19 protein-coding genes, 1 tRNA gene and 1 riboswitch are annotated in these 20,320 nt (G+C 35.6%); of the genes, 4 read left to right on the top strand and 16 right to left on the bottom strand.

Features of this window, described 5'->3' with window-relative positions; all coding sequences use genetic code 11:
- Window positions 1–12 precede the first annotated feature (12 nt).
- Window positions 13–759, bottom strand: a complete 747-nt coding sequence (locus tag RQ893_RS01075) for a hypothetical protein (RefSeq protein WP_311481212.1) — start codon at window positions 757–759, stop codon at window positions 13–15.
- 73 nt (window positions 760–832) lie between these two features.
- Here RQ893_RS01075 and RQ893_RS01080 point away from each other — a divergent pair, with 73 nt between their 5' ends.
- Window positions 833–1,312, top strand: a complete 480-nt coding sequence (locus tag RQ893_RS01080; RefSeq protein ID WP_311481213.1) for an aminoacyl-tRNA deacylase — start codon at window positions 833–835, stop codon at window positions 1,310–1,312.
- Window positions 1,309–1,992, top strand: coding sequence for a hypothetical protein (locus tag RQ893_RS01085; RefSeq protein WP_311481214.1), 684 nt, complete (start codon window positions 1,309–1,311; stop codon window positions 1,990–1,992). Before RQ893_RS01080 ends, RQ893_RS01085 begins: the two co-directional genes overlap by 4 nt.
- On the opposite strand, the gene RQ893_RS01090 is transcribed toward RQ893_RS01085, so the two are convergent.
- The 5 genes from RQ893_RS01090 to lysA are packed head-to-tail and all read right to left on the bottom strand — an operon-like array spanning window position 1,985 to window position 6,850.
- A complete protein-coding gene (locus tag RQ893_RS01090; protein WP_311481215.1) occupies window positions 1,985–2,938 on the bottom strand; it encodes a diaminopimelate dehydrogenase in 954 nt (317 codons plus the stop codon). The two genes, RQ893_RS01085 and RQ893_RS01090, sit on opposite strands and share 8 nt — an antisense overlap.
- Entirely contained in the window at window positions 2,931–3,692 is a 762-nt protein-coding gene (dapB, locus tag RQ893_RS01095; protein ID WP_311481216.1) for a 4-hydroxy-tetrahydrodipicolinate reductase, read from the bottom strand. Before dapB ends, RQ893_RS01090 begins: the two co-directional genes overlap by 8 nt.
- On the bottom strand, window positions 3,686–4,567 hold the full coding sequence (gene dapA, locus RQ893_RS01100; RefSeq protein WP_311481217.1) for a 4-hydroxy-tetrahydrodipicolinate synthase: 882 nt from the start codon (window positions 4,565–4,567) through the stop codon (window positions 3,686–3,688). Before dapA ends, dapB begins: the two co-directional genes overlap by 7 nt.
- On the bottom strand, window positions 4,567–5,544 hold the full coding sequence (locus tag RQ893_RS01105) for an aspartate-semialdehyde dehydrogenase (RefSeq protein WP_311481218.1): 978 nt from the start codon (window positions 5,542–5,544) through the stop codon (window positions 4,567–4,569). Before RQ893_RS01105 ends, dapA begins: the two co-directional genes overlap by 1 nt.
- A gap of 1 nt (window position 5,545) precedes the next feature.
- On the bottom strand, window positions 5,546–6,850 hold the full coding sequence (gene lysA, locus RQ893_RS01110) for a diaminopimelate decarboxylase (RefSeq protein ID WP_311481219.1): 1,305 nt from the start codon (window positions 6,848–6,850) through the stop codon (window positions 5,546–5,548).
- Window positions 6,851–6,905: 55 nt separating this feature from the next.
- Window positions 6,906–7,044, bottom strand: a riboswitch (Lysine riboswitch).
- 120 nt (window positions 7,045–7,164) lie between these two features.
- Between lysA and RQ893_RS01115 the strand changes: the two genes are divergently transcribed.
- Window positions 7,165–8,544, top strand: a complete 1,380-nt coding sequence (locus RQ893_RS01115; RefSeq protein WP_311481220.1) for an aspartate kinase — start codon at window positions 7,165–7,167, stop codon at window positions 8,542–8,544.
- A gap of 76 nt (window positions 8,545–8,620) precedes the next feature.
- On the opposite strand, the gene RQ893_RS01120 is transcribed toward RQ893_RS01115, so the two are convergent.
- The 7 genes from RQ893_RS01120 to RQ893_RS01150 form a co-directional block, all read right to left on the bottom strand.
- Complete coding sequence (locus RQ893_RS01120) at window positions 8,621–9,970, bottom strand: acetyl-CoA hydrolase/transferase C-terminal domain-containing protein (protein ID WP_311481221.1); 1,350 nt, start codon at window positions 9,968–9,970, stop codon at window positions 8,621–8,623.
- Between the two features lie 155 nt (window positions 9,971–10,125).
- Window positions 10,126–11,307 carry an acetyl-CoA C-acetyltransferase gene (locus RQ893_RS01125; RefSeq protein WP_311481222.1) on the bottom strand — a complete coding sequence of 394 codons (1,182 nt, stop codon included), beginning with the start codon at window positions 11,305–11,307 and terminating at the stop codon, window positions 10,126–10,128.
- A gap of 35 nt (window positions 11,308–11,342) precedes the next feature.
- Complete coding sequence (locus RQ893_RS01130) at window positions 11,343–12,185, bottom strand: 3-hydroxybutyryl-CoA dehydrogenase (RefSeq protein WP_311481223.1); 843 nt, start codon at window positions 12,183–12,185, stop codon at window positions 11,343–11,345.
- A gap of 12 nt (window positions 12,186–12,197) precedes the next feature.
- The gene (locus RQ893_RS01135; RefSeq protein ID WP_311481224.1) at window positions 12,198–12,977 is read right to left on the bottom strand and encodes an enoyl-CoA hydratase-related protein; all 780 of its coding nucleotides are present in this window, start codon (window positions 12,975–12,977) and stop codon (window positions 12,198–12,200) included.
- 236 nt (window positions 12,978–13,213) lie between these two features.
- Complete coding sequence (locus RQ893_RS01140) at window positions 13,214–14,215, bottom strand: electron transfer flavoprotein subunit alpha/FixB family protein (protein WP_311481225.1); 1,002 nt, start codon at window positions 14,213–14,215, stop codon at window positions 13,214–13,216.
- 9 nt (window positions 14,216–14,224) lie between these two features.
- Complete coding sequence (locus RQ893_RS01145; RefSeq protein ID WP_311481226.1) at window positions 14,225–15,034, bottom strand: electron transfer flavoprotein subunit beta/FixA family protein; 810 nt, start codon at window positions 15,032–15,034, stop codon at window positions 14,225–14,227.
- A gap of 22 nt (window positions 15,035–15,056) precedes the next feature.
- Entirely contained in the window at window positions 15,057–16,193 is a 1,137-nt protein-coding gene (locus RQ893_RS01150; RefSeq protein WP_311481227.1) for an acyl-CoA dehydrogenase, read from the bottom strand.
- A 399-nt stretch (window positions 16,194–16,592) separates the two neighbouring features.
- Here RQ893_RS01150 and RQ893_RS01155 point away from each other — a divergent pair, with 399 nt between their 5' ends.
- Window positions 16,593–18,017 (top strand): FAD-binding oxidoreductase, encoded by a 1,425-nt coding sequence (locus RQ893_RS01155; RefSeq protein WP_311481228.1) that lies wholly within the window; start codon window positions 16,593–16,595, stop codon window positions 18,015–18,017.
- Between the two features lie 84 nt (window positions 18,018–18,101).
- On the opposite strand, the gene hisS is transcribed toward RQ893_RS01155, so the two are convergent.
- The 3 genes from hisS to RQ893_RS01170 all read right to left on the bottom strand — a co-directional run bounded on the left by hisS (window position 18,102) and on the right by RQ893_RS01170 (window position 20,254).
- Complete coding sequence (gene hisS / locus RQ893_RS01160) at window positions 18,102–19,388, bottom strand: histidine--tRNA ligase (RefSeq protein ID WP_311481229.1); 1,287 nt, start codon at window positions 19,386–19,388, stop codon at window positions 18,102–18,104.
- A 76-nt stretch (window positions 19,389–19,464) separates the two neighbouring features.
- Window positions 19,465–20,139 (bottom strand): DUF6873 family GME fold protein, encoded by a 675-nt coding sequence (locus tag RQ893_RS01165; RefSeq protein WP_311481230.1) that lies wholly within the window; start codon window positions 20,137–20,139, stop codon window positions 19,465–19,467.
- A 41-nt stretch (window positions 20,140–20,180) separates the two neighbouring features.
- Window positions 20,181–20,254 (bottom strand) — tRNA-Cys (locus RQ893_RS01170).
- Between the last annotated feature and the right edge of the window lie 66 nt (window positions 20,255–20,320).

The raw sequence follows: 20,320 nt of genomic DNA on the forward strand, positions 1-20,320 counted from the left end.
GATAATACTAGATTAGTACTCGCTATTTATATCAATCTCAACCTTCTCATTGGCAGTTGCTATTGATCTAATATCGGTATTTTTCGACTTATAAAATTTCTTAAAATCCAAGCTTTCTTCTTCCCTATTCCCAATTTTTGTTGGAAAGAATATTTGGCTGTCAGCATCACTTATTATTTTATCCAAATAAGCAAAAGATTGTTTGGACAAATCAGTTATCGGCATAAAAATAAGGTCTGGATTTTCTTCATCAAGTTCATCTAGCAAGTCAAGATACCTTTCTTGATCAATATTATTTAGGTCTGTCGAACCGGCATAACAAATAAGAAGGGAGTCTATTTCAACAAAATATCCCAGCCTTTTCCCATCTAGGCAAAAAGTTTTAATTACGACTTCTTCATCCCCAAAATTAAGCCTTAAAAAATCTCCCTCTCCCAAGAGATAGACATTATCTGTCTTGTATAATTTTTTTAAGTCCTTCATACCTAGTTCATCCTTGTTAAGATAAATAATATTATCATGGTATTTAAGATTACTTACATTTTTGTTCAAGATGTAATTAAGTGACTTTAACTTTCCGAGGTTAAAAATCTCTTCTGTGTAAGTCCTTTCACCAACATCACTTACAAGAAAAATATTATGTTTTGTTTCTGGTATATCAAGGATACCCTTAGCATAGTCAAAAACAAAAAAATAATCACCATAACTTAGGCTATAACAAGAATCATAAATATAATTCACAAACACTTTCTCACTCATCGTATCTCCTTAGATTTTTTATACCCAATATTACATTTTTTATTATTGCCGTATAATCTTTTTGAGGTGAATTATGAAAAAAGAAATAAAAACTAATGCAATGAGATATTTAGATACTTTGAATATAGAATATGAACATATAGACTATGACTTAAACCACGAATTTGTTTCTGCAGTCGACTTGGCTGATGAGGGCCACCAAGATATTCATACCATTTTCAAAACTCTGGCGACAGAATCTAAGGAGGGCGATGTTTATATCCTGGTTATCAATGGCGGAGATGAAATAGATTTCAAAAAAGCTTCCAAGGCAATCGGAGTTAAAAGTTTATCCATGCTTGCCTTGAAAGTCCTCAGGAAAACTGTGGGTTATGAAAGAGGTGCGACAACACCCCTTGCCTTAAAAAAAGATTATCCTGTATATATAGATAATAAGGCTAAGGAATTGGATTTTATCAAGGTTTCCGCAGGCAAGGTTGGCCACTCCATAAAAATTAAGCCAGATGATTTACTAAGGGCCACCAAGGGCACTTACGCCGATTTGATAAAATGATTTTAACTAAGTTTAAAAATAGAAAAAAAATTTCCTATCAAGTAACAGATTCCTATGTTTTTAAAGAAATATCGAAAGACCAAAGCCAAATCGAGGATTGTTTTTGCTTAAAAATCCAAAATGACCCTATGGATGAGAAATTAAAACTCCTTGTCATCCTCTCCCCAATTTTTATAGCGTCCTTTGATAATGGCAGATCAGAGCTCGAATTTCTAAAAAAAACTATAAAAAATTCTTCCTATCCTTTTGCCTTGTACCCACATTTTTTTGGAGATTTTGACAAAGACCAATATTTCAAGGCTAACAGGGATAGAGCCGATAAGAAAATCACAGAAGATATAATTTTAAGGCAAGAAGGGATTATAGAATTTTATTTCAATTCCCTACCGGAAGCCTACCTAAAATCTCTCATTGCCATGGTTGATGCCTTGATAGAAGATGATTCTAACAGGAAAATTCTCCTTAAATATTTTGATAAAATGAGAGATGACATAGTTATAAATGGTAGGAGATCAATAATTGCCAATGGCATCCAGGCCTTTTACTTAAATAAATATGTTCTGGTATGGATGCTTGACCTCTATGACTTTGTAAAAGAAAATAAAGCTGACGTTTTGCCCTACCTTGACCCAATCATGGCCCTGGTTAATGAGCTAAAAACGCCAGCTAAACTTAAATAAGATTTAAAAGCGAATCGTAAGATTCTTCTGATAAATATTTTGGGGCCACATCTAAAACGGTGATGGCTCCTTTTTTGCCTTCTTTGCTTAACCTGTAAAGAGCCCTAGCATAGGCTATATCAACAGCCGCTGTGAAGTCAGGGTTGGATTGTAAGTCAAGATTAAATTCTATGAGCGCATCCCCATCTCCGCTTGCCTTTCCCCTTCTAATCACATGGCCACCATGAAGCATTTTTTTGTGGTTCTTATCAAGTTCTTCTTGGCTTATAAAATGAACTTGAGTTTGGTAAGGAGCGAAGTAATCTGGCATAGATTTTATTTTTTCCTCTATTTCCTTCTCATCTGCCCCATCTTCTATAACAGCATAAACTTCCCTCAAATGAGCCTTGTGACTATCAAATTCAAAAACTCCACCACTTCTTATCTTTTCTAAAATTTCTGGCTTTGGAATTGTATACTGGGTTGCATCAAGAACTCCGTCAATTGACCTAACAGCTGCAGAATGACCTTGGCTAACTCCCTTGCCCCAAAGAGTGAAAGATTCTCCTTCTGGAAGAATAGCTGTGCCTAAAATTCTATTTAGGGAAAATAAGCCAGGATCCCAACCTGTAGATATGAGAGCTAAAGAGCCATTTTCCTTTCCTATCTTATCCATTTGGTAATAATATTCTTTAATCTTGCTGTGGTTATCAAAACTATCTAGGGTATTAAAATCTTTTAAAAGCTCTGGTCCTTGGCATAAAATATCCTTATCTGATGAACCACACAAAATTAATAAATCAATTTGGTCTTTATATTCTTTTATATTTAGAAGAGGCCTATAAAGGTCTAGGTCTAACTTTCTCCTTGAAAATATACCTGCCACTTCCATATCAGAAGTCAGTTCAATTCCTTTTCTTACGGATTTTCCTAAATTTCCGTAACCAACTATTCCTACTCTAATCATTCTCTCCCCTTATAACTTCTGAAAAAGCATACCTGCCTGGCTTCTTGCCAATGAGAAAACTTGCCGCCTTTAGAGCTCCATTGGCAAAGATTTTTTTAGATGCCGCCTGATGTTTAATTTCAATTGTTTCATCAAGGCCAGCTAAGATTAACCTGTGCTCGCCAACAATAGTTCCTGCCCTCACAGATGAAATTCCTACTTCATTGCCATCTCTTGAATCATCATGGCTAAAATTTCTCATTTTCTTAAATAATTTTCCGTCCCTACCCTTATTTACACTGTCAAAAATCATATTAGCAGTGCCAGAAGGGTTGTCTTTCTTTTTGTTGTGGTGGCTTTCTATTATTTCTATATCAAAATCTTTTAAAGCTCTAGCTAAGGTTTCCGCAAGGTCAACCATAACATTTATGCCTAGAGAATAATTCCCCTCTTGGATATAGGCGATATTTTCGCAAAGTCCATTGATTTTGGCAAGGTCTTCATCAGTATAACCAGTTGTGGCAAAGACAAGAGGATAAGATTTTTCCTTGGCAAATCCTATTATGTCATCAAGAAGCTTTCTTGAAGAAAAATCAATTATTACATCCCCTTCTTCTTTTATATCTCCTATCTTGTCATAAATTGGAAAACCACAACAATTTTCAGCTTTTTCTGCCACTCCTGCTACGATTTTGTAAGATTCATCTTCTTTTACAAGGCCAGCTAGAGTTTTTCCCATAGCGCCTGTAGCTCCAATTAATATTATCCTTAGCATAAATTAAATTCCTTTAATTTTTCTTTTAAAATATTCATTGTCTTTTCGTTTGCCCTTGTCAGTGGAAGTCGTAATTCATTTGAGCATAGGCCCATCAAACTTGCTGCCGCCTTTAGCGGAACTGGGTTTACTTCTGTAAACAAGGAGTGGATGAGGTCTATATATTTTAAATGAAGCTTCCTAGCCAAGTCAATATTTCCCTGCTTGAAGTTTATGTAAATATCGTGGTTTTCCCTTGGCATAATATTGGCAAAAACTGAAATTGACCCGTCAATCCCGAGAGCAAGCATAGGTAGGGTGAGGTTGTCATTGCCTGAATAAATCCCAAAATCTTCTGGCAAGGCTTTTACAATAGATGCTGTATAATCAAGATCACCACTTGCATCTTTAATGCCAACAATGTTTTTTATTTCGGATAATTTCACAAGTGTATCAAGGTCTATTGAAACATTGGTCCTTGAAGGAACTGTGTATAAAATTATTGGTAGATTTGTGCTTGCTGCTATGGTTTTAAAGTGAAAGTACAAACCTTCCTTTGTTGCCTTATTATAGAAAGGTGTCACTACAAGGAGCCCATCAAGACCCCCTATTCCGCTAACTTTTTTAGAAAAATCTGCAGCAGCTTTTGTATTATTTGAGCCTGTACCTGCTATTACTGGGATTTTCCCTTGGATTTTATCAACTGTATATTTTATTAAATCGTATCTTTCTTCCTCAGTCATAGTTGCAGCTTCCCCTGTAGTTCCACAAACAACTATAGCGTCAGTTTTATTTTCCAGATGAAAATCTAAAATTTTATCATAAGCCTTGTAATCCACATTTAAATTACAATCAAAAGGCGTTATTACAGCAACCGCTGATCCACTAAATATCATTATAGCTCCTTTAGTAAAAGTTCTGCGACTTGCACAGCATTTAAAGCTGCACCCTTTCTAATATTATCTGCTACACACCATAAGTTTAAGCTTCTCTCATCAGAGAAATCTCTTCTGAGTCTTCCAACAAAAACTTCATCCTTGCCACTGGCATTTGCTGGCATTGGGTAGATTTCATTTGCTATGTCATCTTCTACTATGACTCCCGGTGTGGCCGCAAGAATTTTTCTAATGTCCTCTAGGTCAAAATCTTTCTTTAATTTTAAATTTATAGAAACTCCGTGAGAGTTAGAAACAGGTACTCTGATGGCTGTGGCAGTAATTTTTATTGAATCATCCCCTAAGATTTTCCTTGATTCATTAACCATCTTCATCTCTTCCTTGGTATAACCATTATCAAGGAAGGAATCAATTTGTGGAAGAAGGTTGTCGTAAATTTTATACTTCCAATGGTCGTTTTTCTTTTCATAAAGGTCTTCAAGAGCTCTTTCTCCGCCGCCAGAAACTGCTTGGTAAGTATTATATACTATTCTTTCAATCCCATATTCCTTATAAATTTTTGAAATAGCAAGGACTGATTGGATGGTAGAACAGTTAGGATTTGCAATTAGCTTGTCTCTTTTACTAATGTCATCAGGATTTACTTCTGGAATTACAAGAGGAACGTCCTTATCCATCCTAAAACATGAAGAATTATCAACAACCCTAATATTATTTTTTACAGCTAGAGGCACATATTTTTCTGAAACGCTACCACCTGCTGCAAATAAGGCGATATCAATCCCCCTATTAGTAAAAGAATCTTCCTTTAATTCTTCTATTATTACTTTTTTTCCTTGAAATTCGATTTCTTTGCCAGCAGACTTCTTTGAAGCAAAAGCAAAAAGCCTATCAACTGGGAAATTTCTCTCTTCTAAGATTTCCCTAATCTTGCTTCCTACTAATCCACTTGCACCAACTACAGCTACATTTACCATTTTATTCTCCTTTGTATGTTAAGTCATTTTTTATCAAATCTTCTAAGCTTTCTTTCTTTACTGCAAGATAATCCCTGCCATCTTCAACAAAAACCACAGCCGGTTTTGGGAGTTTATTGTAATTAGAACTCATAGCCGATGAATAGGCCCCAGTATTTTCAATAGCAAGTATATCTCCTCTTTTCGGATAAGGAAGGTCTGTTTCACCTATCAAAATATCTCCCGACTCGCAAAGCTTACCGCCAACCCTAAATTTTTCATAATTTTTTTCATCTAACCTATTTGCAATTAAGGCATCATATTTAGCTCCATAAAGGCTTGGTCTAATATTATCACTCATGCCCCCATCAACAAAGACAAGAGGCAGTCCTTCAAGGGTATGTTTGACACTTCCTACACTATAAATCGAACTTCCGGCCTGGTTTACCATGGACCTACCTGGTTCTATCCCAACTTTTTTTATGGATAACCCATAGATTTTAATTTTTTCTTCTATAATTTTGGCAAAGTCTTTTAAAAACTTCTCCAAGTCAAAATCCCTATCTTTTTTATTTTGTCTTACACCAAAACCCCCGCCCAAATTTATATGGCTAAAGGTCTTTTGCGTTATTTCCTGCATTTTTTTAGTAAATTCAAAAAGGATGTTTGCCTCTTCTTCAAAAAATCCAACTTCCATTACCTGGCTGCCTATGTGGGCATGAAAGCCAAGGATGTTTATAAACTGACTATCAGCCATTTGCTTAATATAAGTAGGAGTTTTTTCGTCCCTAATATTTATCCCAAACTTTGAATCAGCATTTGATGTTTGGATATACTTATGGGTAGACGTTTTGACATCAGGATTTATCCTCAACAGGCAATCCATTTTCTTATCCCTTTCCCCTAAGATTTCTTCTAAGAATAAAAATTCTTCATAAGAATCGATTATTATAGTTCCTATCTTATTTTTTATGGCAAAAACCAATTCTTCTCTCGTTTTATTATTTCCATGAAGGTGGATTTTTTTAGGATCAAAGCCCGCCTTAATTGCTATATACATCTCCCCCAAAGAAACTGTATCAAGATATAAATTTTCCTTACTTAGAAGACCTAAAAGATACAAATTTGACTGGGCCTTTGAAGCATAAGAAATCTCACTTTCAAAAATTTCTGATTTAAAATTATCTTTAAAGGCACGGGCAGTTTCCTTTATTAATTTTTGATCATATATGTATAAGGGAGTCCCATATTTTTCTCTAAGTTCCTCCACCGAGACGCCCCCAATATGAAGCATCCCCTCTATATTTGTATAATTTTTTTTAAGCATTTATCCTCCATACAAAAAAATCATGGGCAAAAGGCCCATGATTTTCCTTTCGCCTGACCTAGCAAGTACTCCAGCAAAACTTGGCGAATTTTACTGACAATCATAGACCTATTCGACCTATGACCAATACCATGTATTTCGGCGGTTAGACCTTTCGAAACCTACTCATTGTAACCGCGACCCCTTGGCTAAATCTTTATTTATTAAAGAGTCTATCATGTTTTGTATTTTTTGTCAAATTATTTATGATTTTTATGCAATAATTTTTATTTTAATGCAAAATATAGTATAATAGACCCAATTAGGAGAATAATATGAAAAAAGCAGCTAAATTTGGTGGCTCGTCTGTAGCCTCAGCAAGTCAAATAAAAAAAGTCGGACAAATTGTAAAAAATGATAACCATATAAGAGCTATTGTTGTATCAGCACCTGGCAAGAGATTTTCTGCTGATATAAAGGTAACTGACCTATTAATTAGTCTCTTTAAGGAATATAAGTCATCTAGTCCCACTTACATAAAAACCTTGGATATGATTATCCTAAGGTATAGAGAAATTTCTGAAGAATTAGGTCTTGATAAGAAGCTTGTAGATTCTTTTAAAGAAATCCTCCTAGGTTTTCTAACCAATATTAAAGATGATTTTTACTTAGAAAATGCTATCAAATCTTCTGGAGAAGACTTTAACGCCAGGATTATCGCAGCCTACATGAATAAAATAGGCATAAAGGCCTCTTATATGTCCCCAAAAAAATTGGGAATTGTCCTTGAATATAGCCTTAATGATGTAAATATTTTAGATAAAACTTACGAAAATATAGGAAGATTTAAAGAAGCTGAAGACCTCTTAGTTGTTCCAGGTTTTTATGGTTATAACGAGAATGGTGATAGGCTTACCTTTGCCAGAGGTGGGTCAGATATTAGTGGAGCTATTCTTGCCAGAGGTCTAGCTTGTAATATTTACGAAAATTATACAGATATGACCTATATTTATTCGGCAAATCCAAGTCTTTTTGAAAATCCATCACCAATTACAAATATTTCCTATGCAGAAATGCGAGAACTTTCCTACAACGGATTTGAAATTTTCCAAGAAGATGCTGTTGAGCCCCTCCTTGATACAGACATTGAAATCCATGTCAAAAATACCAACAATCCAAATGAAGGTGGGACAATCATTTCTAAAGAAAGAGCTGATGTAGAAAAAAATCCTATCATAGGTATGTCTGATGTTGGTAAGTTCACTTCCTTTAAAATCACTGAGTATTTGATGAATAGAAAAGTCGGTTATATCAAAAACGTCCTTGATATTTTCCAATATATGCACATACCTGTTGAGCATATACCAACATCTATAGATTCTATTTCTATCCTTGTTAGGAGTGAATATATAGAAAATTCTTCGAAGAAATCGTCAATTATAAATGCCTTAAATAATTCCTTCGATTTAGATGAATTTGTATTTGACGATTCTCTAAAGTCTATAGCCATAGTTGGCGAGGGTCTAAGGGACCAAATGACTAAGGCTCTTTATATAATTTCTGACGTCTTAAACCAAAACCAAATAAAAATCGAATATATTATCCAAGGAGCATCTAACAACTCACTTTTCATCCTAATTAATGAAAAGGATGAGAGATTATGCCTAAAATCTCTATATAAGGCCATCTACGAAGATACGCTACTTGAGAAATAAATTAGCAAAGAAAAACCAGAGCTGTTGCAAGATGAATAATCCATCCAATATGCAACATCCTCTGGTTTTTATTTTATTAGATTCTCTTGTTTGTCTTTCTCCAAATACCAATATCTTCTGCTGCCTTGATTAGCTCATCCCTATTGTCTGGGTGGGCTAGGCTTACAAGGGCTTCTGCTGCTTGCCAGGTTGTTAGGCCCTTGAAGTTTACGATACCTTGCTCTGTTGCTATATAGTGGGTATTGCTTCTTACAGCTGTGGCTTGGGTTCCTGGTGCAAAGGTAGGAACGATATTTGAAATCCTCTTACCGTCTTTGTCTACTCTTGATGAGTTAAGGGCAATTATTGATCTGCCGCCCTTTGACCTATAAGCGCCTAATACAAAGTCTAGGGCTCCGCCAGCTCCAGAAATATGTTTAGTTCCAATAGATTCAGCAGAAATTTGTCCCCAAAGGTCTACTTGTAAAACTGTGTTGATTGATACAAAGTTATCAAGAGATGCTATTACATCAATATCATTTACATAGTCAACTGGGGCTGCCATTAGTTCTTCGTTATCATCTATATAATCATAAAGTTCTTGGCTACCAGCTGCAAAAGCATAAGTTTGACGACCAACGTCGATGTTCTTCTTGCGGCCTGTAATCCTGCCTGCTAGTGCCATTTCTCTAAAGGCATCAACATACATTTCTGAGTGAACTCCTAGGTCTTTTAGGTCAGATTTAGCAATTTCTGAGCCTATAGCATTAGGTAGTCCGCCTATACCAATTTGGATAGTATCTCCATCACGGAGCATATCTACTACAAAGCTAGCTGCCTTTAGTTCCTCCTCACCAAAGCTTGCTTTTGGAAGTGTGAGCATTGGGTAATTTGTTGATTGGTAAACATAGTCAACATCTTTGATGTTTATAAAGTTATCAAATCCACCAAGAGCTCTTGGAACATTTTCATTTATTTCTAGTATTACCTTATCAGCTGTTTCAAACGATGCCATAACGTGACTTACTGATACACCAAAATTGAAGTTTCCATGCTTATCCATCGGACTAACTTGGAATACTGATACTGCTGCTTTTGGAGCATTTTCTCTGATATATCTTGGCAGCTCGCTGTATTTGATTGAAATAAAGAAAGCGTTATAGTCTTTTGAATTAATTAACTTTCTTTCTATGCCTGATGAGTGCCAAGAATGATAAGTAATGTGTTCTCCAGTAGGATCAGCTGTTGCTGTAGGTGAATTGTAAGAAAGGATTCCTCCTCTTACCTTTACATCTTTTAATTCATTTACTCTCTCAGCCAAAGCCTTATCGAAGTCAATTGGTGTTAAGGCACACCATCCCATTTCTACCCAGTCACCATCTTTTACCATAGCCGCTGCTTGTTTTGCTGTGATTAACTTTTCTTCATATAATTTTTTAAAATCCATATATACCCCTTTATAGTATCGTTTTCTTATGATATTTTATATATACCCATAATTACAAATTATTATCAATCTATTCTATGTATTTTAAATTTTTTTGCTAAAATAAACAAAAAAGGTATGCAGATAAGAGCTACCTGCATACCTTAAAATTTATCTTATCTTTCTACTATAACTGCAGTACCCATACCGCCACCTATACATAGGGTTGCGATACCTTTTTTAGAATCTCTCTTTTGCATTTCATATAGAAGTGTTGTAAGGATTCTAGCTCCGCTTGCTCCAACTGGGTGACCAATAGCAATAGCTCCACCGTTTACGTTAACTATGTCTGTGTTTAGACCTAGTTCTTTAATTACTGATAAAGCTTGGGCTGCGAATGCTTCGTTAGCTTCGATTAGGTCGATATCTTCAAGAGTTAGGTTAGCTTTTTCTAGAGCTTTTCTAACTGTTGGGATTGGGCCTGTACCCATAATCTTTGGATCAACACCTTCTGTAGCGTAGCTTACGATTGTAGCAAGTGGTTTAACGCCAAGTTCTTTAGCTTTTTCTTCGCTCATTACAACAAGGCAAGCAGCACCGTCGTTGATACCAGATGCGTTAGCTGCTGTAACTGTACCTTCTTTGATGAAAGCTGGTCTTAGACCAGAAATGCTTTCTTTTGTAACGCCTTCTTTGATGTATTCATCTGTGTCAACTACTGTTACTTTGCCTTTTCTACCCTTAACTTCTACTGGTACGATTTCGTCTTTAAATCTTCCTTCAGCTCTAGCTTTTGCTGCTTTTTGTTGGCTGTCTGCAGCAAGGGCATCTTGTTCTTCTCTAGTTAGACCGAATTTTTCAGCTATATTTTCTGCAGTAACTCCCATGTGGTAGTCATTGAATGCGTCCCAAAGTCCGTCTTTGATCATTTCATCGACAACTTTTTTATCACCCATTCTTGCTCCCCATCTTTCGTCTGTTAGAAGGTATGGAGCTTGTGACATTGATTCTGTACCACCAGCTAGAACTACATCACAGTCACCTGCGATAATCATTTGAGCTGCTAGAGATACAGATCTTAAACCTGAACCACAAACGATATTTAAAGTCATTGCTGGTTTTTCGATTGGAATACCAGCGTCTAGAGCGATTTGTCTAGCTATATTTTGGCCGTTACCTGCTTGAAGTACACAGCCAAGGATTGATTCATCTATATCTTCTGGTTTGATGCCAGCTCTTTTGATTGCTTCTTTAGCTGCTACTGCACCTAGTTCTCTTGCTGAAACTGTTTTGAATGCTCCGCCGTAAGCACCAACTGGTGTTCTTGCTGCACTTGCTATAACTACTTTTCTTGTCATAATTTCTCCTTTAGTCTTTCTTAAATCTATTTATCTTATTTGCTGTAATCGTAGAAGCCTTTGCCTGTTTTTCTACCAAGGTCTCCAGCTCTTACCATTTGTCTTAATAGTGGGCATGGTCTATATTTGCTATCACCAAATTCATTGTAAAGAACTTCCATAATAGCTAGACATGTATCAAGACCTATAAGATCGCCTAGGGCAAGAGGACCCATTGGGTGGTTTGCACCAAGTTGCATACCCTTATCAATATCTTCTACACTTGCAAGTCCATCAGCTAGTACCCCAACAGCTTCGTTAATCATTGGGATAAGTAGTCTATTTACAACAAAGCCTGGACCTTCTTTAACTTCGATAGGTTGTTTGCCAAGATCTTCTGCTAGTTTGAAAATTGCTGTATTTGTTTCATCAGATGTGTGTAGACCTCTGATAACTTCAACTAATTTCATAACTGGAACTGGATTGAAGAAGTGCATACCAATTACATTTTCTGGTCTTTTTGTAACTGCAGCTATATCTGTGATTGAAAGTGAAGATGTGTTTGATGCAAGGATAGCACCTTCTTTAACAACTTCGTCTAATTCTTTGAAGATTTCTTTTTTAAGTTTTGGATTTTCTGTTGCAGCTTCGATAACTACATCACAATCAGCTAAATCTTTAACTTCTGTTGTATAAGAAATGTTTGCTAAGGCTTTTTCTTTAGCTTCTTCTGTCATTCTTTCTTTAGAAACTTGTTTAGCATAAGATTTTTCGATTCTTGCTTTTGCTTTTTCTAAGAATTCGTCTTTGATATCTCTTACTACAACTTCATAATTTTTAGCAGCAGTTTCTACAATACCGCCACCCATGATTCCTGATCCGATTACACCTATTTTCATTGTTTTTCTCCTTTATTTATTTTCAAATTCAGCTTTACCTTTATTGATAAAAGCATTCATTCCAGTTTTTTGATCTTCTGTTGAGAAGGTTAGGGCGAATAAGTTTTCTTCAACTTTAAGAGCGCTGTCTATATCTACTTGTCCACCTACATTTATTGCTTCTTTTGAAGCTCTAACTGCAACTGGAGCATTAGCAGCGATTTTTTCTGCAAGGTTTTGTACAGTTTCTTCAAGCTTGTCAGCTTCTACTACTTCTTGTACTAGGCCAATTTCGTAAGCCTTATCAGCCTTAATATTTTTAGCTGTGTAGATTAAGTATTTTGCAAAACCTGGTCCAACTAATCTTTGAAGTCTTTGTGTTCCTGCAAAACCTGGAGTAATACCAAGACCTACTTCTGGTTGACCGAATAAAGCCTTATCGCTTGCAATCCTAAAATCACAGCTCATAGCGATTTCGCATCCACCACCTAAGGCAAAACCATTTATAGCAGCTATAACTGGTATTGGTAGGCTTTCAAGTTTTCTAAATACTGAAAGACCCTTGTGACCAAATTCCTTAGCCTCTATAGCTGATAGAGTAGACATTTCTTTAATATCAGCTCCTGCAACAAAGCTTCTGCCTTCACCTGTTAGGATTGCTACCCTAAGATCTTTGTTGGCTCTCACTTCGTCTAAAAGTGTGTTTAGTTCGTCTAATACTTCTGAATTAAGTGCATTTAAAGCATCTGGTCTATTGATTGTGATTTTTGCAATATGACCATTAACTTCGTATTTTACAGTTTTGTAAGTCATCCATCCCCCTTCGAATTAAATCGTTTACATTTTTGTAGGCACAAAATCTACATTAATTTCATACCCAATTTCCATCTTATACTTCTATTATAACAGTTGATATTTTTTTGTCAATCTTTTTTTGTATAAATTTTAACAATTTCCTACAAACGATTTTCCTAAAAATTTCTTTTCTTTTTTTCTGCCATATACAAGAAAAACCACTATTTAAAATAAATAGTGGTTTAATTTTGATATTAGGCGTTTCTAGCTTTGATCTTTTCTATTAGAGCTGGAACTACTTCAAATAAGTCTCCAACTATACCATAGTCAGCAACATCAAAGATAGGTGCATCTGGATCCTTGTTGATAGCAATAATTGTATCTGATGCGTTAATACCAGCTATATGTTGGATAGCTCCAGAAATACCTACTGCTATATATACCTTTGGTCCTACAGTCTTACCTGATTGACCAACTTGGTGAGAGTGAGAAATCCAGCCAGCATCTACTGCTGCACGAGATGAACCTACTGTAGCTCCAAGAGCTTCTGCTAAATCTTCTATTAGTTTAAAGTTAGCTGCTTCACCAAGACCACGACCACCAGATACGATAAATTCAGCACCAACTAAATCTACTTCTTCACCTTCATCTCTTGGGATAAAGTTAAGTACTTTAGTTCTGATTTCGCCTGTATATTCTATATTGTCTTCAATTTCTTCTATATTATCTTTTCTACCAAAAGCTTCTTTAGGGAATACGCCTGGACGAACTGTACCCATTTGTGGTCTAGAATCTGGGCAAAGAATTTGTGCCATTAGGTTACCACCAAAGGCTGGTCTTGTCCATTGAACGTTGCCTGTTTCAGCATCAACATCAAGTTCTGTACAGTCAGCTGTTAGACCTGTATGAAGTCTTGAAGAAACTCTTGGACCTAAATCTCTACCTTGGTTGGTTGCACCAATAAGGATTGTATTTGGGCTGTGATTTTCAACTAATTTGCAAACAGCATTTGCATATACATCTGTGTTGTATTCTTTATAGATATCGCCTTCACATGTGATGATTGCATCAACACCATGGTCTTTAACTTCTTCTTTTGCTTTTGATACTTCTGCACCAATTATAACTGCTACTAATTTTCCACCAAGAGTGTCAGCCATTTTTCTGCCTGGATTTAATAATTCAAGGCCTACATTTACAGCTGATCCATCTTCCTTAGTTTCAACTAATACCCATAGGTTTTTATTTTCTGACATAGTCCCTCCTTAAATAAGCTTTTTATCAGCTAAGGCTGCTATTAGCTTATCTGCTGCTTCGTTAGCTTCCATATCTACAAACATTTCGCCAACTTTTTCTACAGTTGGAGTGTAAGATTTATTAACTCTTGTTGGTGAACCTTTTAGACCGATAGCTGTTTCGTCTATAGAATCTTTAAGTTCTTCAAAAGTAATTTGTGCTATGGTTGCTTTTTTAGCTTTTAGTTTGTTTTTGATTTTTGGATATCTTAATTCTAGATCGCCGTATTTTGTAAATGTTACTAGGGCTGGAAGAGTCATTTGAACTTCTAAAGCTCCGCCTTCAACCTCTTTAAGAACCTTGAGTCCTTCTTCATTTACTTCTGCAGTATATCCATAAGTCACTTGTGGAAGGTCTAAGTGTTCAGCAAGTTCTGGACCTACTTGAGCTGTATCTCCATCGATTGCTTGAAGTCCGCAAAATACCATATCTGGCTTACCTTCTGTTTCTGCTACTTTTTTGATAGCTTCAGAAAGGATATAAGATGTAGCTAGGGTATCTGAACCACCGAATTTTCTATCTGTTACAAGATAAGCATTGTCAGCACCAACTGCTAGACAATCTCTAAGCATTTGATCTGCTTGTGGAGGTCCCATTGAGATTACTGTAATCTTAACTTCTGGGTCTTTATCTTTAATTCTTAGAGCTTGCTCTAAAGCGAAAGCATCGTAAGTATTAAGGATACTTGGAACGCCTTTTCTAATTAGTGTGTTTGTAACCGGATCAATTTTAATTTCATTTGTATCCGGAACTTGTTTTGCACATACGAATATATTCATATATATCTCCCTTCGATTTATCTTATCTTAATAATGCTCCACCAACTACCATTAACATAACTTCTGAAGTACCTTCATAGATTTCTGTTATCTTGGCATCTCTCATCATTCTTTCAACTTCGTATTCTTTTACATAGCCGTAACCACCAAATAATTGAACAGCCTTTGTTGTAACATCCATAGCTACTCTTGCTGCTTTTAATTTAGCTTCAGCTGCAGCTACTGTATAGCTTTCGCCAGCGTCTTTGAGGGTTGCTGCTTTGTAAACTAAGTGACGAGCAGATTCTATATCTATAGCCATCTCAGCTAATTTAAATTGTGTATTTTGGAATTTAGCAAGTGGTCTACCAAATTGTTGTCTTTCTTTTACATATTTGATTGCCTTATTTAACGCACCTTCAGCTATACCTAGAGCTTGAGCTGCTATACCAATTCTACCACCATCAAGTGTTTGCATTGCATATTTAAAGCCCTTGCCTTCTTCGCCTAGTAAGTTAGCTGCAGGAATTCTACAATCTCTAAATACTAATTCCATTGTTGAAGAAGCTTTGATACCCATTTTGTCTTCTTTTGTACCAAAGTCAAAACCTGGTGTTCCTTTTTCTACTATAAAGGCAGAAATTCCTTTTGTACCTTGTTCTTTATCTGTCATTGCAAATACTACATATATGTCAGCATAACCAGCATTTGTTATAAAGATTTTTGTACCATTAAGAACGTATTCATCACCATCTTTAACTGCAACAGTTTTTTGACCTGAAGCATCTGTACCAGCATCTGGTTCTGTAAGGGCAAAAGCGCCAAGTTTTTCACCTGAAGCAAGTGGAACTAAATATTTTTCTTTTTGCTCTTCATTACCAAATTTATTAATGCAGTCAGCGCCTAATGATGTGTGTGCTGAAAGAATTACACCTGTTGAAGCACAAGCTTTAGATAACTCTTCTACAGCTAGTACATATGTAAGTGTATCTAGACCAATTCCGCCATATTCTTCATCAAATGGAATACCAAAGAAACCTAGTTCTTGCATTTTTGCTACGTTTTCTTCTGGGAATCTGTGATTTTCGTCGATTTCAATAGCTATAGGTGCTACTTCTTTTTCAGCAAAATCTCTAAACATTTGTTGCATTTCTAATTGTTCATCAGTTAACTTATACATTTTTTCTCCTTATAATTTTGACTTTGGATTAAAAATCCTTACAATTATTATCCTACTGTTATTATCTTAACAATCAATTACTCAATTGTCAAATAAAAATCAAAGTCTTTTTTCAATTCGACTTTTCGTTTGATAGCTAAGAAGCTCTGCCCTATATTTCAAGGCTATAAAGATTGCTGCAAATTAATCTTGGTAATAAATATTTTTTACTACTAAGAAGACTTCTACCCTCAAACTATCGTTTTTATTATACCTTGCCAAGCCCTATATTCAATCGTTTTCTTCAATTTAGCTTATATAAAAACATTAACAAAAATATTTAATTTTGCACATTGTTAAAAAATTTGTTATAATCATATCATGAATAAATGAAATTGTTATTTCAAATAGGAGGGTAATATGACAAATTACAACAAAGTTAATGATGATATCATTAAACAACTCAAAGACAGCGTAGAAGGAAAAGTCTTTACAGCTGATGACATCAACGAAGACTATTTCCATGATGAGATGCCAATTTATGGTTCTTATCAGCCAGAAGTGCTTGTCGCTGCAACATCAACACAAGACGTTTCTAACATCATGAAAATATGTAACGAAAACAAAATTCCTGTTTTAGCTCGTGGTGCTGGTTCTGGTTTAGTTGGTTCTGGTGTTGCAATAAACGGTGGTGTTATGATCGATATGCAAGGAATGGATAAAATCCTTGAATACGACCTTGATAACCTTGTTGTTAGAGTTCAACCAGGTGTATTCTTACATGACCTTGCTGAGGATTGTCTAACAAAAGGATATATGTACCCACCTGATCCAGGTGAAAAATTCGCTACTCTAGGCGGTAACGTTTCTACAAATGCCGGTGGTATGAGAGCTGTTAAATATGGTACAACAAGAGACTATGTAAGAGCTATGGAAGTTGTTCTTCCAACTGGTGAAATAACAAGATTTGGTGCTGTAGTTTCTAAAACATCAACAGGTTATTCACTAAAAGACCTAATGGTAGGTTCTGAAGGTACCCTTGGCATCATAACAGAATTAACCCTTAGGATAGTCCCTCAAGCTAAACACACTATTTCTCTAATAGTACCATTTGAATCATTAGATGAATGTATAGCTACAGTTCCGGTATTATTTAGAGCTAACCTAAAACCACAAGCCATAGAATTTATGGAAAGAAAAATCATCCTTGCTTCTGAAAAATATATAGGCAAGGAAACCTTCCCTAAGAATATAGAGGGTACAGACGTTAATGCTTACCTCCTAATCACCTTTGACGGCGATAACGAAGATGAAATTGATACTCTAATGGAACAAGCAGCAGAATTATTAGTAGAAAACGGAGCTATAGATGTACTTGTAGCTGATACTCCAAACGCTATTAAAGATGCTTGGGCAGCAAGATCTTCCTTCCTTGAAGCTATCAACAGCCAATACAAACTTATAGACGAATGTGACGTTGTTGTTCCAATCAATAAGATTGCACCATTTATTAATTTCGTAAATGAAATTGGTGAAAATTATGACTTTGACGTTCAATCTTTCGGTCACGCAGGCGATGGTAACCTTCATATCTATACAGTTTCAAATGATGAAGAAAATCTTGAAGAATTTAATAACCAAGTTCACAACTTCATGGAAGAAATTTACGCTAAGGCTTATGAATTTGGCGGACAATTATCAGGTGAACACGGTGTTGGTCACGGTAAATTAAAATACCTATCAGAATACGAAGGTAAACTTAACACAGACCTAATGAGAGGAATCAAAAAAGTATTCGATCCTAACATGATCCTTAATCCAGGTAAGGTTGTTACAGCAGAATAATAAATTTTCTAAAAAATCTAATTTCAGGTCAAATATTAACACAAAAAGAGCCTAAGTCCTATGACTTACGCTCTTTTTAATTTCTTATAAATTATCAAAATCCACCAGTTCCTGCTCACCTGTTTGCATATTTCTTACAGTAACTTTTTTATCTTCCCTCTCACTTTGTCCAACAATGTAAGAATATTTAACTCCAACCTTGTCTGCATAAGAGAATTTTTTCTTTAATTTTCCGCCTTCTAGGTAGATATCAGCACTTTTGCCTTTTTCATGAAGCTTATTTAGAATATCTATGGCGTAGAAATTTTCTTCATCGCTCATTGGAATAATGAGAATATCTGTAAGCCTTGATTCACTCTTATCAATTAGGCCAATTTCTTTTAGTTGGTAGAATAAACGTGTCAAACCTATTGACATCCCCACACCTGGAAGAGCTTGTTTAGAAAAGTTTTCTGCAAGTGTTTCATAACGTCCACCAGAAGATACAGAACCAATTGATTCATAGCCATTTATGAAAGTTTCGTAAACTGTTCCAGTGTAGTAATCAAGCCCCCTTGTGATGGATGGGTCGATTTTTATATTAGTATCTGGAATACCGAGGTGGATCATATAGGCATAGACAGTTTTTAATTCATCAAGGCCTTCCCTGTAAAGATCATTATCCACAAAATCACTTAGCTTGGCTAATAGTTCTTCATTAGCTAAATCCGAACCAATAAAGGCAAGAATTTTCTCAGCCTTTTTTCCATCTACTAATTCTAAAAGTTCCTCTTTGGTATTTTCCATGCCAATCTTATCTTTTTTGTCAATAAGCCTTAATACATCAGTTGTATCTGTAATATCCAAAGCATTTAAAAATCCGTTTAGAAGTTTTCTATTGTTTATCCTAAAGGTTACATCTGGTGTGTCTAGTTTATTAAAAATCTCATAGATAACCCTTGGTGGGATGGCATCATTAGCCACAGCTAGCTTGTTATGGCCAATTATATCTATATCACATTGGTAAAATTCCCTATAACGACCCTTTTGGTTTCTCTCTCCCCTATAGACCTTGGCTATGTGATAGCGTTTGAAAGGGAAATTTAAGTCAGCAAAATGCTCTGCCACATACCTGGCAAGAGGCACTGTTAGGTCAAATCTCAAACTCATGTCCCTGGTTTCTGAGGCGATTTCATAAATTTGCTTTTCAGTTTCTCCGCCACCCTTAGCAAAAAGTATTTCGTTTTTTTCTATAACTGGGGTGTCAATTGGCAAAAATTGAAATTTTTTGTAAGTTTCTTCTATAATATTTTTCATCTTGTCAAAGGCCAGCTGGTCTTCTGGTAGAAGCTCCATAATACCGGCAATAGTCGATGGTTTTACAATTTTCATATCTGTCTCCTATATCTTATTAACTAGCTACATTATACGATATTTTACCCAATAAAAAAGCCCCCAAAGAGGGAACCTATATTTCTAGTATTGAACCGAGGTCGACTAGGTCAATTTTTGGATATATTATTTTTATATTTTCCCTATGGCAAAGATTTTTTATTTTTGTATAGGCCTTATGTCTAGAAATATCACCTGTAAAAATAAGCTTATCTCCGACCAATCCACAAGTCCCTCCCAAAAATCCCTGATCAAAGCCGTCTAGGATGACCTTGTCATTATCAACCAACTCTATGGCGACCTTGTTTTTAAGGACCTTATAAATTCCATAATCGCAAGTTATTAATAAATCTCTTAGAGGAATTATAGAACACCTAGTATAGCCTTGGTTGACCTTCAAATGAGAAATACCTTTTTCTTTTAAGAAATTTTCTATATTTTTTTCTGTAAAATCATTGTGGATATAAAAATCTTTAAATTTCACTATATTATAAAGAGCATCCTTTGGATATTTTCCAAAAACCTTCTCTCCCTTGATTAAGTCATAGCCCCCTAATTTTTCCTTATAATAAGCAAAAACTGACTCATCAACAACAAGGGTTTTTTCATCAATTTTAAACAAAGATAAGTCCGGATGGTCAGCAATCCTTGGATCAAGGTTGGGATTGGCTATTGTTTCTATAAAAGAAAATCCCTTTGCCTTTAGAAAATTTTTAAATTCTTCACTCGCCTTATAGGAAATAACTAGCATAAAAATCCTTTCAATAAAAAAATCCCCGTCTGGGGATGATTTGGAGGCGCCACTCAGATTTGAACTGAGGGTGAAGGTGTTGCAGACCTCTGCCTTACCACTTGGCTATGGCGCCATAATAAAAAATGGAGCGGATGACGAGATTCGAACTCGCGACCCTCGCCTTGGCAAGGCGATGCTC

Origin of the sequence: uncultured Anaerococcus sp. (genome assembly GCF_963510915.1) — a bacterium.
Taxonomy (GTDB): Bacteria; Bacillota; Clostridia; order Tissierellales; family Peptoniphilaceae; genus Anaerococcus.

Coding starts and splice junctions, on each gene's coding strand:
- RQ893_RS01130 (WP_311481223.1), bottom strand. CDS start 12,185: ATGAAAATAGGTGTAATCGGATCAGGAATCATGGGTGGCGGTATTGTA.
- RQ893_RS01145 (WP_311481226.1), bottom strand. CDS start 15,034: ATGAATATATTCGTATGTGCAAAACAAGTTCCGGATACAAATGAAATT.
- RQ893_RS01080 (WP_311481213.1), top strand. CDS start 833: ATGAAAAAAGAAATAAAAACTAATGCAATGAGATATTTAGATACTTTG.
- RQ893_RS01075 (WP_311481212.1), bottom strand. CDS start 759: ATGAGTGAGAAAGTGTTTGTGAATTATATTTATGATTCTTGTTATAGC.
- RQ893_RS01120 (WP_311481221.1), bottom strand. CDS start 9,970: ATGGATTTTAAAAAATTATATGAAGAAAAGTTAATCACAGCAAAACAA.
- RQ893_RS01135 (WP_311481224.1), bottom strand. CDS start 12,977: ATGACTTACAAAACTGTAAAATACGAAGTTAATGGTCATATTGCAAAA.
- RQ893_RS01090 (WP_311481215.1), bottom strand. CDS start 2,938: ATGATTAGAGTAGGAATAGTTGGTTACGGAAATTTAGGAAAATCCGTA.
- RQ893_RS01155 (WP_311481228.1), top strand. CDS start 16,593: ATGACAAATTACAACAAAGTTAATGATGATATCATTAAACAACTCAAA.
- RQ893_RS01140 (WP_311481225.1), bottom strand. CDS start 14,215: ATGTCAGAAAATAAAAACCTATGGGTATTAGTTGAAACTAAGGAAGAT.
- dapB (WP_311481216.1), bottom strand. CDS start 3,692: ATGCTAAGGATAATATTAATTGGAGCTACAGGCGCTATGGGAAAAACT.
- hisS (WP_311481229.1), bottom strand. CDS start 19,388: ATGAAAATTGTAAAACCATCGACTATTGCCGGTATTATGGAGCTTCTA.
- RQ893_RS01125 (WP_311481222.1), bottom strand. CDS start 11,307: ATGACAAGAAAAGTAGTTATAGCAAGTGCAGCAAGAACACCAGTTGGT.
- dapA (WP_311481217.1), bottom strand. CDS start 4,567: ATGATATTTAGTGGATCAGCGGTTGCTGTAATAACGCCTTTTGATTGT.
- RQ893_RS01105 (WP_311481218.1), bottom strand. CDS start 5,544: ATGGTAAATGTAGCTGTAGTTGGTGCAAGTGGATTAGTAGGAAGCAAG.
- lysA (WP_311481219.1), bottom strand. CDS start 6,850: ATGCTTAAAAAAAATTATACAAATATAGAGGGGATGCTTCATATTGGG.
- RQ893_RS01165 (WP_311481230.1), bottom strand. CDS start 20,139: ATGCTAGTTATTTCCTATAAGGCGAGTGAAGAATTTAAAAATTTTCTA.
- RQ893_RS01085 (WP_311481214.1), top strand. CDS start 1,309: ATGATTTTAACTAAGTTTAAAAATAGAAAAAAAATTTCCTATCAAGTA.
- RQ893_RS01115 (WP_311481220.1), top strand. CDS start 7,165: ATGAAAAAAGCAGCTAAATTTGGTGGCTCGTCTGTAGCCTCAGCAAGT.
- RQ893_RS01150 (WP_311481227.1), bottom strand. CDS start 16,193: ATGTATAAGTTAACTGATGAACAATTAGAAATGCAACAAATGTTTAGA.